General features: G+C 47.2%; 13 protein-coding genes. 10 read left to right on the top strand and 3 right to left on the bottom strand.

Going from position 1 to position 14215, the window contains the following annotated elements:
* Positions 1 to 21: 21 nt before the first annotated feature.
* Entirely contained in the window at positions 22 to 1368 is a 1347-nt protein-coding gene (locus tag HP399_RS22745) for a TrkH family potassium uptake protein (protein ID WP_173619108.1), read from the bottom strand.
* Positions 1369 to 1454: 86 nt separating this feature from the next.
* On the bottom strand, positions 1455 to 2897 hold the full coding sequence (locus HP399_RS22740) for an aminotransferase-like domain-containing protein (protein ID WP_173619107.1): 1443 nt from the start codon (positions 2895 to 2897) through the stop codon (positions 1455 to 1457).
* Between the two features lie 175 nt (positions 2898 to 3072).
* On the opposite strand from HP399_RS22740, the gene HP399_RS22735 reads away from it, so the two are divergent.
* The 10 genes from HP399_RS22735 (at position 3073) to HP399_RS22690 (ending at position 13831) form a co-directional block, all read left to right on the top strand.
* A complete protein-coding gene (locus HP399_RS22735; RefSeq protein ID WP_173619106.1) occupies positions 3073 to 3579 on the top strand; it encodes a MogA/MoaB family molybdenum cofactor biosynthesis protein in 507 nt (168 codons plus the stop codon).
* Positions 3580 to 3701: 122 nt separating this feature from the next.
* Complete coding sequence (locus HP399_RS22730) at positions 3702 to 5480, top strand: B12-binding domain-containing radical SAM protein (RefSeq protein ID WP_173619105.1); 1779 nt, start codon at positions 3702 to 3704, stop codon at positions 5478 to 5480.
* A gap of 40 nt (positions 5481 to 5520) precedes the next feature.
* The gene (locus HP399_RS22725) at positions 5521 to 6189 is read left to right on the top strand and encodes a DNA alkylation repair protein (RefSeq protein WP_228088323.1); all 669 of its coding nucleotides are present in this window, start codon (positions 5521 to 5523) and stop codon (positions 6187 to 6189) included.
* 173 nt (positions 6190 to 6362) lie between these two features.
* Positions 6363 to 6980: a DedA family protein gene (locus HP399_RS22720; RefSeq protein ID WP_173619104.1), complete on the top strand. Its 618-nt coding sequence runs from the start codon at positions 6363 to 6365 to the stop codon at positions 6978 to 6980.
* Between the two features lie 3 nt (positions 6981 to 6983).
* The gene (locus HP399_RS22715) at positions 6984 to 7367 is read left to right on the top strand and encodes a DUF1294 domain-containing protein (protein ID WP_173619103.1); all 384 of its coding nucleotides are present in this window, start codon (positions 6984 to 6986) and stop codon (positions 7365 to 7367) included.
* Between the two features lie 94 nt (positions 7368 to 7461).
* The gene (gene kynU, locus HP399_RS22710; protein ID WP_173619102.1) at positions 7462 to 8742 is read left to right on the top strand and encodes a kynureninase; all 1281 of its coding nucleotides are present in this window, start codon (positions 7462 to 7464) and stop codon (positions 8740 to 8742) included.
* Between the two features lie 126 nt (positions 8743 to 8868).
* Positions 8869 to 10407, top strand: a complete 1539-nt coding sequence (locus tag HP399_RS22705; RefSeq protein WP_173619101.1) for a spore germination protein — start codon at positions 8869 to 8871, stop codon at positions 10405 to 10407.
* On the top strand, positions 10404 to 11564 hold the full coding sequence (locus HP399_RS22700; RefSeq protein WP_173619100.1) for a GerAB/ArcD/ProY family transporter: 1161 nt from the start codon (positions 10404 to 10406) through the stop codon (positions 11562 to 11564). The genes HP399_RS22705 and HP399_RS22700 overlap by 4 nt, the downstream gene beginning before the upstream one ends.
* On the top strand, positions 11557 to 12687 hold the full coding sequence (locus HP399_RS22695) for a Ger(x)C family spore germination protein (protein ID WP_173619099.1): 1131 nt from the start codon (positions 11557 to 11559) through the stop codon (positions 12685 to 12687). Before HP399_RS22700 ends, HP399_RS22695 begins: the two co-directional genes overlap by 8 nt.
* A gap of 13 nt (positions 12688 to 12700) precedes the next feature.
* Positions 12701 to 13831, top strand: a complete 1131-nt coding sequence (locus HP399_RS22690; protein WP_173619098.1) for a GerAB/ArcD/ProY family transporter — start codon at positions 12701 to 12703, stop codon at positions 13829 to 13831.
* 43 nt (positions 13832 to 13874) lie between these two features.
* Here the strand turns inward: HP399_RS22690 and sspI are convergent, their stop codons facing one another.
* Entirely contained in the window at positions 13875 to 14111 is a 237-nt protein-coding gene (gene sspI / locus HP399_RS22685) for a small acid-soluble spore protein SspI (RefSeq protein ID WP_173619097.1), read from the bottom strand.
* Positions 14112 to 14215: the final 104 nt, after the last annotated feature.

Below are 14215 nucleotides of genomic sequence, written 5' to 3'. Positions count from 1 at the left end.
GGTTTTACCTTTTTATACTGCTTATCCGATGGTGATCTTCCCTTTTGGATAACGGAAGTATTCCTTTTGCTTGCGTTGTGCGAGGGCAAAGGCAATCGTGAGAGGTCCTAAACGACCAGCAAACATCGTCAATATGATCAGCGTTTTCCCGATCGGAGTCAGATGAGGGGTCAGCCCCATGGATAGTCCAGTCGTAGCAAACGCGGAAGTGACCTCGAACAGGATCATTTCGAATCGGGCGGTTGTCTCCGTAATTGAGAGCACCATCGTCATGACAAGTACAATGGACAGGGCGATCATGGTCAGTGTCAGTGATTTGTAGACCATGTGAGGCAGGATGCGTTGACGGAAGAAGATCACGTCTTCTTTTCCTTTAATTTGGGCGATAACAGCACCAATTAGTGTGGCAAAGGTCGTCGTCTTGATTCCGCCTCCCGTTGAGCCTGGAGAAGCACCGATGAACATCAGGATAATAATGAGGAAAAGCGAAGATTGATACATATCCCCGATATTCAATGTGTTCGAACCTGCCGTACGAGGTGTAACCGACTGATATAAGGAGCCTAGCACTTTGCCCATCATGGAAAGGGGCTGCAAAGTCTTCGGATTGTTATACTCCAAAATGAAGATAAGCACGGTCCCTGCCGTGATCAAAAGACCCGTTGTTGCCAGTACCACTTTCGTATGTAAAGACAGGCGACGGGTTTGACGATAATCGTATAACTCACTCACAACGATGAAACCTATACCGCCAAGAATGATCATCAAACAGACGACGAGATTGACAAGCAGATCATCTACATAAGCAGTTAAGCTAGCGAAATCGCCCATCAGATCAAATCCAGCGTTATTAAAGTTAGAAATCGCATGGAAAAAGCCGAAGTATATCGCTTTTGACAGAGGAAAGTCAAATGCAAAACGAATAGAGAGAAGCACTCCACCTATAAACTCAGTGACGGCAGTAAAAATCAAAATCATTTTGGCTAAACGTACGACACCTTCTATCGATATCTGATTCAGTGACTCTTGAAGGATGAGTCGTTCACGCAATGAGATTTTTTTACGCATAATCAGTGCGAAAAAGGTAGCGAACGTCATAAAGCCAAGTCCGCCTATCTGGATGAGTGACAAAATGACAAGTTGACCAAAGGTAGTGAAAGTCGTTCCAGTATCGACGACAACCAAGCCTGTTACACACGTAGCAGAGGTGGCTGTAAACAGAGCATCAAGCCAATACAGGCCAAGTCCATCAACTGTAGAGACCGGGAGTGTCAAAAGCAGCGCTCCCAGGAAAATAATTAAGGCAAACCCAAGTACAAGCGTTTTTGGTGGATCAAGGTGAAGCTTATCTACGATTTTTTTAATCATAGCAGGTTATACCTCGGCTTTTTTCGAGTCTAGTGTAAAGGAAAGAGGGAAATCCATCTCTTAGTATGGCATTTCCCTTGGAAAACTTACCGAAGTAGAGCAGCGCCCAATCGGTGAAGCCAATGCTTCAATTCTCGTTCTTCCAGTGGAGCAAGCGGGAAACGGACAGCCGGGCAGCGCAGAATATCGGCAGGCTCATCCGCTACGCGAAAAGCATGACCGCCAGTCAGCTCGAGACCCTCCTCTCGAAGAATAGCGACGACTCTCTCTTCTTGTTCGGTTGCTCTTGTGGTTGGCGTGCCCCATTTGATCCACGTATTTAAGCCACCTGAAATGGGGTACATTCGTGCGTGTTCGGGGAGTGCTTGCCGTCTTTCCTGCCAGAGTCGTAGGAAGCGGGCCTGGAACAGGGCACGTCGATCTGCTAGAAACTCTTCGTAAAACCAAGGATCATCGAGGAGTTGAACGGCTGCCTCTACGACGAGCAGGGAAGGTTCCGCTCCGGTCATGGAAACAAGCTGGCTGTAGCGCTCCAATTCATCATCCGATAAATCAGAAGGAAGCATCAACACGCCCAATTGCAGGTCGCGAGCCAGTGTTTTGGACAAAGAATGCAAATAGTAGACCTCGACAGAGCTTTTTGCCTGCACAGCCATGTGGTACAGGGGAACGCTCGGCTCTTCAAACCAGAGATCTCCATAATGGTCGTTTTCAATCAGACGTACGTTATGATTCTGTGCCCATTCGAGCAGCTCTTCTTTTCGTTTCAATGAATAGCTGATGCCCGTAGGGAATTGGTAATGCGGGTTAATCAACAGCCAATTGGCGGGGTAATGCTCCTGCTCTTCATTGAGGGCTTGAATACAAACGCCTTCTTCATCCATACGAATCGGTCGAACCGTAATACCGCATTGGCTCAGTAAGCGCAGGAATACGGGATAGCTATACTCCTCCACATAGACGACATCGCGCGCATTCATGATCCGCTGTGCTAGGAAGGCGAAGCCGCTCGTGCTTCTGTTAAAAAGCAGAAGGCGTTCAGGTGAGTGTGGCAGTCCCCTGCGGCTGAGATGATCAGCGAAAACTTTGGTAGCCTGCGTTCGCATGATTTTCTTCTTCGCGGACGGTTCATCCAATACGGTCAGGCTCTCATAAAAAGCACCACGCAATCGCTTCACCAGCTCTTCGCTTGGACGAGGGGAGGAATCAGCCAGAGAAGCGATTGGAATATCTGTGAGCGGGAGGCGATTTTCCAAACGAGCTTCTTTGGCAAGCTGCGTCAAGTAATAGCCTTTGCCATGAACAGCTTCCAGCCAGCCTTCCAACGCAAGATGATCGTATGCTTTTTTGACTGTCTCCAACGAGCAGCCGCTAATTGTTTTCATATCTCGTAGTGATATCAATTGTTGTCCATCTACAAGAAAGGCACCACGCAGAATCGCTGTTTTTAATTGTTCAGCGAGTTGTACATAGATCGGTGTGTGCGATTGTTTGTGGAAATGAAAAGAAAAATAAGGTCGCTCTGGCATTCGCGCACGCCTCCTTGTCTGTCGAAAAAATAGCAGTCATCAGCATTATATAGGAAAGAGAAGCATCTCGGGTATAGGGAGTGAAGAAATTGTTGCCGGAACGACGAAGGTATTGGAAACCCGAACATGGTATCATGAGAAATAGATATATATTGAAGAAATGAGGAAATGACGGATGAGTACGCAGGAACACAAGGCGCTATCGCCCAAGCAAGTCACATGCATGGTCATAACCGTTTCCGATACTCGGACAGAGGATACAGATAAAAGCGGACAGTTAATGAAGCAGCTGCTGACTGAAGCCGGTCACAGCATTGCGCTTTATCAAATTGTAAAGGACGAGCCTGTACAAGTCATTGCGGCAATCGAAGCGGGAATCTCACATGACGACGTTCAAGTCATTCTTCTCAATGGCGGTACTGGCATTTCGCCAAGAGATAATACCTTTGAGGCTGTTTCTGGCTTGCTTGATAAGGAAATGCCGGGATTTGGCGAGCTGTTTCGGATGTTGAGCTATACAGAAGACATCGGTTCCGCAGCGATGCTCAGTCGTGCGATTGCAGGGACGCGGAAAGGGAAAATGATTTTTTCCACGCCAGGCTCGACAGGTGCGGTGCGACTGGCGATGAATCGGTTGATCGTGCCAGAGCTGGGGCATGTGGTGCGCGAATTAAATCGTTAACGATTTGCCGTTAGTAGTCTCGTATGGTACTGTTACGAAAGGAAAAAGATCGGTCAGACCATGAACCATCGATTGCAGATGGTTTTTTGGTGCCGAATTTTGCAAGGAGAGTAGACCCATCCATGAAGATTTTACTATCGACCTTAAACGCCAAGTTTATTCACTCCTCACTCGCTTTGCGCTATTTGCGAAGCTATGCCCAGGAAGCATTTCCTTCGATTGAGCTGGTGGAGTATACCATCAACGATGTGACGTTAAATATAGTAGCAGATATACACAAGCGCAAGCCCGATGTCGTTGCATTTTCCTGTTATATCTGGAACATTCGTGAGACGCTCAGTGTCATGCGCACGCTGAAAAAGATTTGCCCGGATGTTCCGATTATCCTCGGGGGACCAGAAGTGACCTATGATGCGGACGAATGGATGAAGAAGCATCCTGAAATCGATGTCATCTGCATTGGTGAAGGGGAGCAGACCTTCTTGGAGCTTTTGCAGGTGTATCAGGAATCATTGCAAACCAAGCAGCCTCCACGCCTGCGTGATGTAGCCGGAATCGCATATCGCGAAGAGGAGTACGTGCGTTTTTCCATGCCGCGTGCGCAAGTGGAAGAGATGGACAGCATTCCTTCACCATACGCGGACCATCTGGACGAGCTGAACAACCGCGTCGTCTATTTTGAGGCATCCCGTGGCTGTCCGTTCAAATGCCAATACTGTCTGTCCTCGATTGAAGACGGCGTACGCTATTTCAGTCTGGAACGAGTGAAAGAAGATCTCATGCGTTTGATCAATCACGGCGTCAAAACGATCAAGTTCGTGGATCGCACATTTAACATCAATAAAAAATATGCGCTGGAAATCTTTCAGTTTTTGATCGACAACCACAATGGAACGGTCTTCCAATTCGAGATCACAGCAGACATTTTGCGAGCGGACGTACTCGACTTCTTGACCGAGAACGCACCGCCAGGCATTTTCCGCTTCGAGATTGGGGTTCAGTCCACAAATGATGAAACCAACCGCCTTGTTCAGCGGATTCAGCGCTTCGATCGTCTTGCGCGTACAGTGACACAGATCAAGGATTCGAAAAAAATCGATCAGCATCTGGACTTGATCGCTGGTTTGCCTGAGGAAGATTATGCATCCTTCCGCAAAACCTTCAATGACGTGTTTGGTCTACGCCCGGAAGAGCTTCAGCTCGGCTTTTTGAAAATGCTCCGCGGGACAGGCGTTCGTGCGCGTGCGGCTAATCATGGCTATGTTTTTATGGATGAGGCTCCTTACGAAATTTTGGGGAATAACGTCCTTTCCTTTGATGACATGCAAAGAATCAAGCGTGTAGAAGACATTCTGGAAAAGTACTGGAATGCGCACCGGATGGACTATACAGTGGAGTGGCTGTTGGCGAATCAGTTCGAAACGGCTTTTGACTTCTTCCAGACATTTGGTGACTATTGGGAAAATCAAGGCTGGAGCCGTATCGGTCATCAATTAGAGGATTTGTTCATGCGCTTGCAGAAGTTTTTGCAATTCAAGCAAGTGGACGGTATGGGCCATGTGCTCAGCATGATGAAATTCGATTTCCTGCGCAACCAGAAGCATCGCCCGCGCAAGCTGTGGTGGGAGGATGTCATGGACAAGGAAGAGATGCAACAGACTTTCGCTGTCCTAACTGAGCAGCGTGAGCGACTCCGCGATGATTTTGCGGCACATGCTGCATTGGAAAAAGATTACTTCAAGCACACGCTGACTGCCAAGGTGACCTTTGACATTGAAAAATGGATGGAGACCGGTGAGCTTGTCGAGGGAGATTTTACACTCGTCGTGTATTATCCGTACAAAGATGAAGAGCAAAATGCTTTTGCTGTCGTCAAGCAGGACGTCCAAGTAGCAGGCTAAACTACCGGATTATCAGAGGAGTTGGGGGGAGGAGACGCAGATGAACGCAAGCGAGTATACGGAGGTTGTCGAGGAACTGTTGCGTGCACATGGTGATTCGATTCTGGCTGGTCCAATGGAGCAGTACATGAAAAATCATTTTCCTTTTCTGGGGATCAAATCACCACAGCGCAAAGAGCTGACCAAACAAATCTTTCGTGATTATGGCGTACCCGAAAATTGGGAGCAGGTCGCTCGTTCCTTGTGGGCTTTGCCAGCGCGCGAGTACCAGTATGTAGCGCTTGACGTACTCGAGAAGTCCAAAAAGCGTCTCACCCCTGACCATCTCCCGTTCGTTGTCGAACTTATCACGACAAAATCGTGGTGGGATACCGTGGATTATTTGGCTTCCCATACAACGGGCAGATTGTTTGCCTTGCATCCCGAACTGATCGAATCGAATACGACAGCCTGGATGAATGGAGCCAATATGTGGCTGCAACGAACGGCGATTTTATTTCAGTTGTCATACAAAGACAAGACAGATCAGCGGCTGCTCTTTTCCTTGGTGGAAAGATGCGCGGATTCCAAAGAGTTTTTTATTCAGAAGGCAATCGGGTGGGCGTTGAGAGAGTATGCGAAAACAAATCCCGACGCCGTACGTGAATTTGTAGAAGCGACGTCACTTGCGAGTTTGTCCAGACGTGAAGCGCTCAAACATCTATCATGATAGAGTCGTCTGGCATATCTGTGCTTGATAAAATACGTAAATCTATTGCAAAATAAACAAGTACCTTTTTTTAGGTTCATACGTAATACATAGAGTCAGATATCGTGCGATGCCATAGCTGCTAGTATGTCAAGAAATGACCGCACTGTGGCAAGGATAGGGGATTTTGCCTCATGGAAGTCGACCTGCTGATGTCAATCATAGAGCAATACGGCTACGTAGCGATTTTTTTCCTGCTTTGGCTGGGGATTGTAGGTTTGCCGATTCCCGATGAACTGGTTGTCGCTACAGGAGGATTTCTTGCCTCCATCGGCGTGCTAAACCCATGGTATTCTTTTTTGGCGGGATATTTAGGGGTTGCCTCCGGATTGACGATTGGCTTTTTACTTGGAAAGTACTTTGGGAAACCGATATTGAAATGGCTGTGCAAAACCGAGAAAATGAGGAACGCGGTGAATCGATCAACGGGCTTGCTGGAGAAGTATGGTACTACTGCTCTTTGCATCAGCTACTTATTTCCCGTTGTCCGTCATGTGGTACCTTATTTGGTTGGGCTTGGCGGTATGACGTTCCGTCGTTATGCGATGCTATCTTATCCAATCGGGTTGGTTTGGACCATCGCCTTTTACTTTCTCGGCCATGTATTCGGTAATAATGTGGAAGCCATTATCGAAGTCATCCGTAAATACGGTTTCTACGCTTTGCTGGTGATCGTGGTTGTTTTGGGTGTGGTATTCTTCGTACGCAAGCAGTTTATGGGAAATCGGGCATATCGGGCAAAAGGAGATTAAGAAATGTACCATCAACAATTAGCTGCCCATCGCCGCAATTTCGTGCTGGTGCTCGTCATAAGCTGGGCCCTCCTCTTGGTAGGATACTTCAATTCGAATGTCTGGGTGCTGGCGGCAGGAGCTTTACTGCTGAATGGCTATGCTTATTACTTGATGCAGACAGACAAGCGTCTGGCTAAGGAAAAAGGTTTTCGGGTTCCGGAACTGAGCCTTTTGCTGGTCGCATTTTTAGGAGGAGGGATCGGTGCGCTTGAGGGCATGCTTATTCAACGGCATAAGACCAAGCATATCTCTTTTCTCATCCTGGTCCCGCTCTTTTGCATCGCGCAAATCTTGCTAGTCATTTGGTTAACGCAACTATACTTGGATAAAAATCTCGTGTCGTAGGTGGCACGGGATTTTCTTTTTGCGAATGGGATTTTCTTGTTTGAAAATTCAGCCTATAATAGGGGTAACGATAGAACAAGCTGAGGAGGTAGCTATGTCTCAATCAAGCCCCCTAACGAAAGCGCACGCACAGCAATTGGATGCACAGGACGAACTCGCGAGCTATCGCGAAGAGTTTTATTTGCTTCCGAGCCTGTATTTGGATGGAAACTCGCTTGGTCTCATGTCAAAAAGAGCGGAAAAGAGTGTCATGGATGTGATGCGGTCTTGGAAGGAGCTGGGTGTGGAAGGCTGGACAACGGGTAACCATCCGTGGTTTTTCTTCTCGGAGAAATTGGGAGAGATGAGCGCAGCACTTGTAGGGGCAAGCCCCGAGGAAGTGATCGTAACGGGTTCTACGACGATCAACCTCCATCAGTTGGCAGCTACCTTCTATCATCCGGTTGGGAAGAGGACGAAGGTGATTGCAACCGAGCTGGATTTCCCTACCGATATATACGCACTCCAGAGTCAAATGAAGCTCCATGGACTGGACCCGGAAGAGCATTTGGTTCGGGTAGCGTCAAGAGATGGCCGCCTGATCGAAGAAGAGGACATTATCGATGCGATGACGGATGAAGTAGCACTGGTTGTCCTCCCGACCGTCCTGTATCGCAGCGGCCAGCTACTCGATATCGAACGATTGACAGCAGCCGCACATGAGAGAGGCATTCTAATTGGTTTTGACGGATGTCACTCTGTAGGTGCGATCCCGCATTTCTTCAGCAAATGGGGAGTGGACTTTGCATACTGGTGCAACTACAAATACGTAAATGCAGGGCCCGGCAGCGTGGGTAGCTTATATGTCAACCGCAAGCATTTTGGCAGGGCTCCTGGATTGGCGGGATGGTTCAGTTCGAAAAAGGATAAGCAATTTGATATGGAACATACGCTGGATGCTTGCGAAAGTGCGGGCGCTTACCAGATTGGTACCCCGCATATGCTGAGTCTCGCCCCACTGCTTGGTTCCTTGGAAATGTTTCAGGAGGTGTCCGTGGAAAAGCTTCGTACCAAGTCGCTCGCCTTAACGCGCTTCATGATGGATTTGATCGAGGTGGAGCTAGCAGACATGGGTTTTACAATTGCAAACCCACAGCAGGATGATCGCCGAGGTGGGCATGTCAGCCTTGAGCATGATGAGGCCATACGTATATGCAAGGCTTTGAAGGAAGCGGGCATTATTCCTGACTTCCGTGCACCAAACATCATCCGGTTAGCTCCCGTTGCTTTCTATACGACTTATACAGAGGTTTGGGAAAGTATCCAGATCGTAAAGACGATCATGCAAGAGAAGAACTACGAGAAATTTGAGAACAAGCGCGAGGTAGTTGCTTAACAGGTCCGACTTAGGTTGGGCCTGTTTTTCTTTTTGAATACGCCTTTTACGGGATTTCCTTTCCATTATTGGGCACACTATCCGTACCTGTAGGCAGGATACATTCCATGGATAAGGGTGAGCAGCTTGAGCCAGTTTTTTCAAGCATGGCAAAAAAGAAAAGAAGCCCTCCAGTCAAAATCGTTGGAGCAGTACGCCGAGAAGAGCATGGAAAGCGTATCAGATGTTACGCTCACGACAAATGTGGAAGAAAACATTCAATTGATTGAAGCGCAGTTTGGAAAATGTGACGATCTCGTCATTCGTCGTTTTCAAACAAAGTCAAAGGCTCAGGCCGCTATCGTTTTTATAGATGGCATGGTGGATCGCAATGTCATCAGTGATTTTATTATTCGCTATATGACGACTCCCGATATCACCTATCATGATCCGGCGACAAATGAGCTGGATTTGACAGACAAACTGAGGCAGATCGTCCGAAATATTTTGTCTGGATGTGCGGTACTGATCATCGATGGGTGTCAAAATGCTTATTTGAATAACACGAGAGGTTGGGACAGGCGTTCAGTGGAAGAGCCTCAGACGGAATCAGTCGTACGAGGGCCGCGCGATGGGTTTTGTGAAACGTTGTGCGTGAATGCAGCGCTGATCCGCTTCCGCTTGAAGGACCCTAATCTCAGAGTGCGTCATATGGTTGTCGGTGAACGAACACAGACTGACATTTACGTCATGTACATCGACGGCATTGCGTATCCCCCGATGGTGGAAGAAGTGATTGCGCGAATTGAGAACGTTCATGTGGATTCTGTGCTGGAGAGTGGTTACATCGAACAAATGATCCAGGATCGGAGATGGTCCCCATTTCCGCAGATTCAAAACACGGAGCGCCCTGACAAAGTAGTGGCCAATCTCTTGGAAGGGAAGGTAGGCATTCTGGTTGACGGGACACCGTTTGGTTTGATTGCCCCGGCTGTATTTTCGCAGTTTTATCAGAGTCCCGAGGATTATTACGAGCGATTTTACATCGCGACCTTGATTCGTTTCATTCGGATTATCAGTATCAGCATCGCCTTGATGTTGCCGTCTCTTTATATCGCTTTTAGTGCGTTCCATCCGGAGATGATTCCTTCTCGACTGGTCATTGCGATGGCGGCAGGACGATCTACTGTTCCATTCCCTTCTCTAGTCGAAGCCCTGATTATGGAGTTGGCCATTGAGATATTGAGGGAAGCTAGCGTGAGGCTGCCGGGGCCAATAGGTCCTACGATCGGGATTGTTGGAGCACTCGTGGTCGGGGAAGCGGCGGTAACTGCTGGGCTTGTCAGTCCTGTCATGGTAATCATCGTAGCTGTGACGACAATCGGTTCGTTCGCATCCCCGAGTTACAGTGCAGCGATTGCCATTCGGATGCTCCGCTTTCCGGTTATGATCTTGGCAGGGATGTTTGGTCTTTACGGTATTATGCTGTTTGTGATCGTCATCCTCATTCACTTATCTTCATTGAAATCGTTTGGAGTACCCTATATGAGCCCACTTAGTCCGCTCAACCTGAATGGAATGAAGGACTTGTTCATAAGGGCTCCTCATCATCTCTTCAAAACAAGGCCGATGATGTTTCATGTCCAAGATAAAATCCGGATCAGAGAGGAGGATAACCCGAAATGAACAGGAGGGAGGGGCACGGCTGGCACCAGACTCTATCGATGTGGCAGCAAATTTGTCTCATCACAAGTACCTTAATCGGTGTCGGCGTGTTGACCCTTCCTCGTACAACCAGTTCGAAATTATTTGAGGCAGGCTGGATCGCCCCCCTTATTGGCTCTGCAGGTGCGTTTGTTTCCTTATGGTTGATTGTCAAATTGAGCAAGCGTTACCCAGGGGAAACCTTTATTGAATACAGTCACAAGGTATGGGGATCCGCCAGACGGCCTTGGGTGGGCAAAGTATTCAGCCTCCCTTGGATTTGTATCTATCTGGTATACCTGTATTTTTCCACGGCAGTCGTATCGCGTGTGTTTGGTGAAGTCGTTGTGACTTCCGTTCTTTTGCAGACTCCGTTGGAAGTATTGCTGATCACGATGTTTTTGCTGGTACTATTTTTGTGCATGCATGAGGTGGAAGTAGTAGCTCGAGTGAACGAGCTGCTGTTTCCTTTTATTATCTTTCCACTTCTTTTTATTGCGATTGCGTCGTTTCAAAAGGCGGAAATTGGGAATCTCCTGCCGATTAATCATGTGTCGATCCGTTCAATGGTAGAAGGAGTGTACGAAGGAATTTATTCCTATTCCGGTTTTGAAATTATGTTCGTCTTTTTCGCCTATGCGCAAAAAAACACGAACAGGGAATTGGCGGGATTTTACAGTTTATTAATTGCAGCATCACTCTACATGTTAATTGTGGTTGCTGGTATTTCGGTATTTGGATACGAAGAGCTGCAGAGGGTGACGTGGCCGACACTTGAATTGGTCAAGACGACACAGGTGCCAGGATTGATCTTGGAACGTTTGGAGTCTGCTTTTTTGGCAGTGTGGGTGTCGGCCGTTTTTACTACGGTAGCCAATGCATATTATGCGGTTGTTTATTCACTGAGACAATTGTTTCGCAAGGGAATCAGGTTTCAAAGAATCGTGGCTTCTGCCCTTCTCGTCCCTTTATTCTTCTTTTCACTCATTCCACAAAACATTACAGAAGTATTTAAGTGGGCGTCGTTGCTGGGGTTGTCTAGCCTGGTTATTAATTTGCTGTTCCCCGTCGTTTACTGGGTAGCAATCCTCATCCGTGACATGGTGACCCGACGAGAGGGGCGGAATATCGATGGGTAAGTCTTTTAGATACTTCGCTTTGCTGATCATCTGTACAATCTTGCTGACGGGGTGCTGGGACAGACGGGAATTGGAGGAACGCGCATCGGTATTGGCTATTGCGATTGATCAGGATGAAAAAGATGAAAATCTGTACAAAATGACCGTCCAAATTCCGATTCCCATCAAAATCGCGGGGAGCAGCGGGAAGGGGGGAGGGAGTGGTGCGGATGCCGTGAAAATCATGAGCGTGACAGGAAGAACGGTGACAGATGCTGCCAACAACTTGCAAATGCGGCTGAACCAACGATTGTTTCTTGGACATACGCGTGTTCTCGCTTTGAGTGAGGAGATCGCTAGAAAGGGGATCCAAGACATCATGGACGGTTTTCGTCGCGAACCGCAAATACGGAGACTCCTGTGGCCGATCGTCGTAAAGGGCAAAGCGTCTACCTTGCTGGAAATCAAGCCGAGGATCGAGCCAATTCCGGTCGTCTTTTTGATGGGGCTGATCGAAAATGGCATGAAATTAGGGAGAATTCCGGATCAAACGTTGGGCGACTATTTCAATCAGACCTCTAATCTTACCATGGAGCCGTTTCTGAATTATGTAGAGGCAAGTAAAAATGAAGTGAGCTGGAAAGGGGTTGCTGTTTTTCGTGGACACAAGATGATGGGGATACTGGATCACCTGCAAACATGGGCATTGCTCCAGCTGCGAAATGAAAAACCGGGTGGAGACATTGTGATTGCATTGCCGAAAACCAAGAACGGATATGTAAGCTTTCGACCGCACTTCGCAAAAAAAAAGGTGACCATTCAAGATGACTTTTCGGCTACCTTTCATTGCGAGCTCCAAGGGGATATTGTCGAACTCACAGAAGACCTGCATATTCCCCCAGAGCAATTCGTCACACAAATGCAGGCGCTGATAAAAAAAGAAATGGAAAACCGTGCAAAGAAGCTTTTGCAGCAATTGCAAAAGCAGTACAATAGCGACATTTTAAAGCTCGGTCTTACACTGCGTGCGAAGCATTATCATGATTACTGGAAGACTCACGACTGGAAGAAAGATTTCAGGGATTTTCCGATTCGCGTCAAATACACAATCAAGCTGCGCCGTCTTGGTATGGAAATGCAATAGGAGAGCGATCACTGTGGAGAATCAGCAACGTAATTTTGGTACCTGGCAAATTACAAGTATTATAATCAGTTCGATGATCGGGGTGGGGATTCTCACCATCCCGAGAACGTCCACTATTCTTCTTCAACAAGCGGGGTGGATTGGCCCTATTTCAGGTGCCTTAATAGCCGGCGTGGCAGTGACGGCCATCGTGTATTTAGGTAATCAGTTTCCTGGTCTTACCTTTGTCGAATTTATGCCGCGGATATTTGGTTCTGTCATAGGCACACTGTGTATTTGTCTATTCATTCTTTATCAGTTTTTCAATGCAGGTATAACAGCCAGAGTGTTTGGGGAAGTCGTCGTGACCTCCGTTTTGCCAGATACACCGCTGGAGGTAATTATAGTCACGCTGCTTTTGTTGGTCTTGTTTCTATGCTGTCATGAGATTGAAGTAGTGGCAAGGGTAAATGAGCTGTTGATTCCTTTTCTCCTGTTGCCGTCGCTCTTGATTCCGCTCGTCTCCTTTATGAACGCAGATTGGTACAATTTATTGCCATTTCATATAGAGTCATGGACAGATGTCGTAAAAACAGGTCTGGATACTTACACGCTTTATACCGGATATGAGCTATTAATGGTTTATTTTGCTTTCGCGATTCCAGGTGCAAGGCTTGGAGTGGCAAGCATTACAGGTATGAGCTTTGCCTTTGTCGTTTATATGATTACAGTTATCGCAGGTATCACTGTATTTGGATATGAAGAATTACAGCGGCTGATTTGGCCTACGCTTGAACTGGTCAAGGTAACCCAGAGAACCGGCTGGTTTTTGGAGCGTTTTGAGTCCGCTTTTCTTGCGATCTGGGTTGCTTCTGTATTTACAACGATCGGGAATATGTTTTATGCGACGATTTTTTCATTACGGCAGTGGTTTCGAAAAGGCATTCGTTTTCAACGAATTAGCGCAATCGTGATGATGGTGCCACTTTTTTTCTTTTCGTTAATACCGCAAAATACGGTGGAGTTGTATTCATATTTAAAACACTTGACCACCATGGGATATATGGTAACCATCTTCATTCCGATCTTGCTGGCCATCACCCAATTCATGCGCAATCAGTTCAATAAAGGCCGGGAAGTAAACAATGAAAAGGGAGGGACATAAGAGTCCCTCCCTTTGTAGCATGCTTTTTTCGAAGAAGATGTGGTTAGATCGGTTTTTCGGCTTGCTCAGGCAAGTGTTCCGCGATAGTCGAAATCATGGATTGACGTGAGGAAGCATCACTGTTTTGCCACAGCACTTCAAACAAAACGCCTAAACCTGGGAGTGTTTTCTCCTGACCGCTAGAGATGGCATCACTGATGGTTTCTTCGACTGCGCTTGGATCTGAGCCTTGCATTTTGTACATGATCGCTTGACGTAAGTTGAGTGAGGCAATATTCATGACCGTGCTACACCTCTCTTGTGAGAATGAATTCAAGAAATAGTATTTGTAAACGCTGATTTGTGCATACCATGCTTTTCGAACAAAACGTTCATGACCGTTTT

Origin of the sequence: Brevibacillus sp. DP1.3A (assembly GCF_013284245.2) — a bacterium.
Classification (GTDB): Bacteria; Bacillota; Bacilli; order Brevibacillales; family Brevibacillaceae; genus Brevibacillus.
Note: the sequence above shows the minus strand (reverse complement) of the source record. Positions and strands in the feature narration are given on the sequence as shown.

Coding starts and splice junctions, on each gene's coding strand:
- HP399_RS22745 (WP_173619108.1), bottom strand. CDS start 1,368: ATGATTAAAAAAATCGTAGATAAGCTTCACCTTGATCCACCAAAAACG.
- HP399_RS22740 (WP_173619107.1), bottom strand. CDS start 2,897: ATGCCAGAGCGACCTTATTTTTCTTTTCATTTCCACAAACAATCGCAC.
- HP399_RS22735 (WP_173619106.1), top strand. CDS start 3,073: ATGAGTACGCAGGAACACAAGGCGCTATCGCCCAAGCAAGTCACATGC.
- HP399_RS22730 (WP_173619105.1), top strand. CDS start 3,702: ATGAAGATTTTACTATCGACCTTAAACGCCAAGTTTATTCACTCCTCA.
- HP399_RS22725 (WP_228088323.1), top strand. CDS start 5,521: ATGAACGCAAGCGAGTATACGGAGGTTGTCGAGGAACTGTTGCGTGCA.
- HP399_RS22720 (WP_173619104.1), top strand. CDS start 6,363: ATGGAAGTCGACCTGCTGATGTCAATCATAGAGCAATACGGCTACGTA.
- HP399_RS22715 (WP_173619103.1), top strand. CDS start 6,984: ATGTACCATCAACAATTAGCTGCCCATCGCCGCAATTTCGTGCTGGTG.
- kynU (WP_173619102.1), top strand. CDS start 7,462: ATGTCTCAATCAAGCCCCCTAACGAAAGCGCACGCACAGCAATTGGAT.
- HP399_RS22700 (WP_173619100.1), top strand. CDS start 10,404: ATGAACAGGAGGGAGGGGCACGGCTGGCACCAGACTCTATCGATGTGG.
- HP399_RS22695 (WP_173619099.1), top strand. CDS start 11,557: ATGGGTAAGTCTTTTAGATACTTCGCTTTGCTGATCATCTGTACAATC.
- sspI (WP_173619097.1), bottom strand. CDS start 14,111: ATGAATATTGCCTCACTCAACTTACGTCAAGCGATCATGTACAAAATG.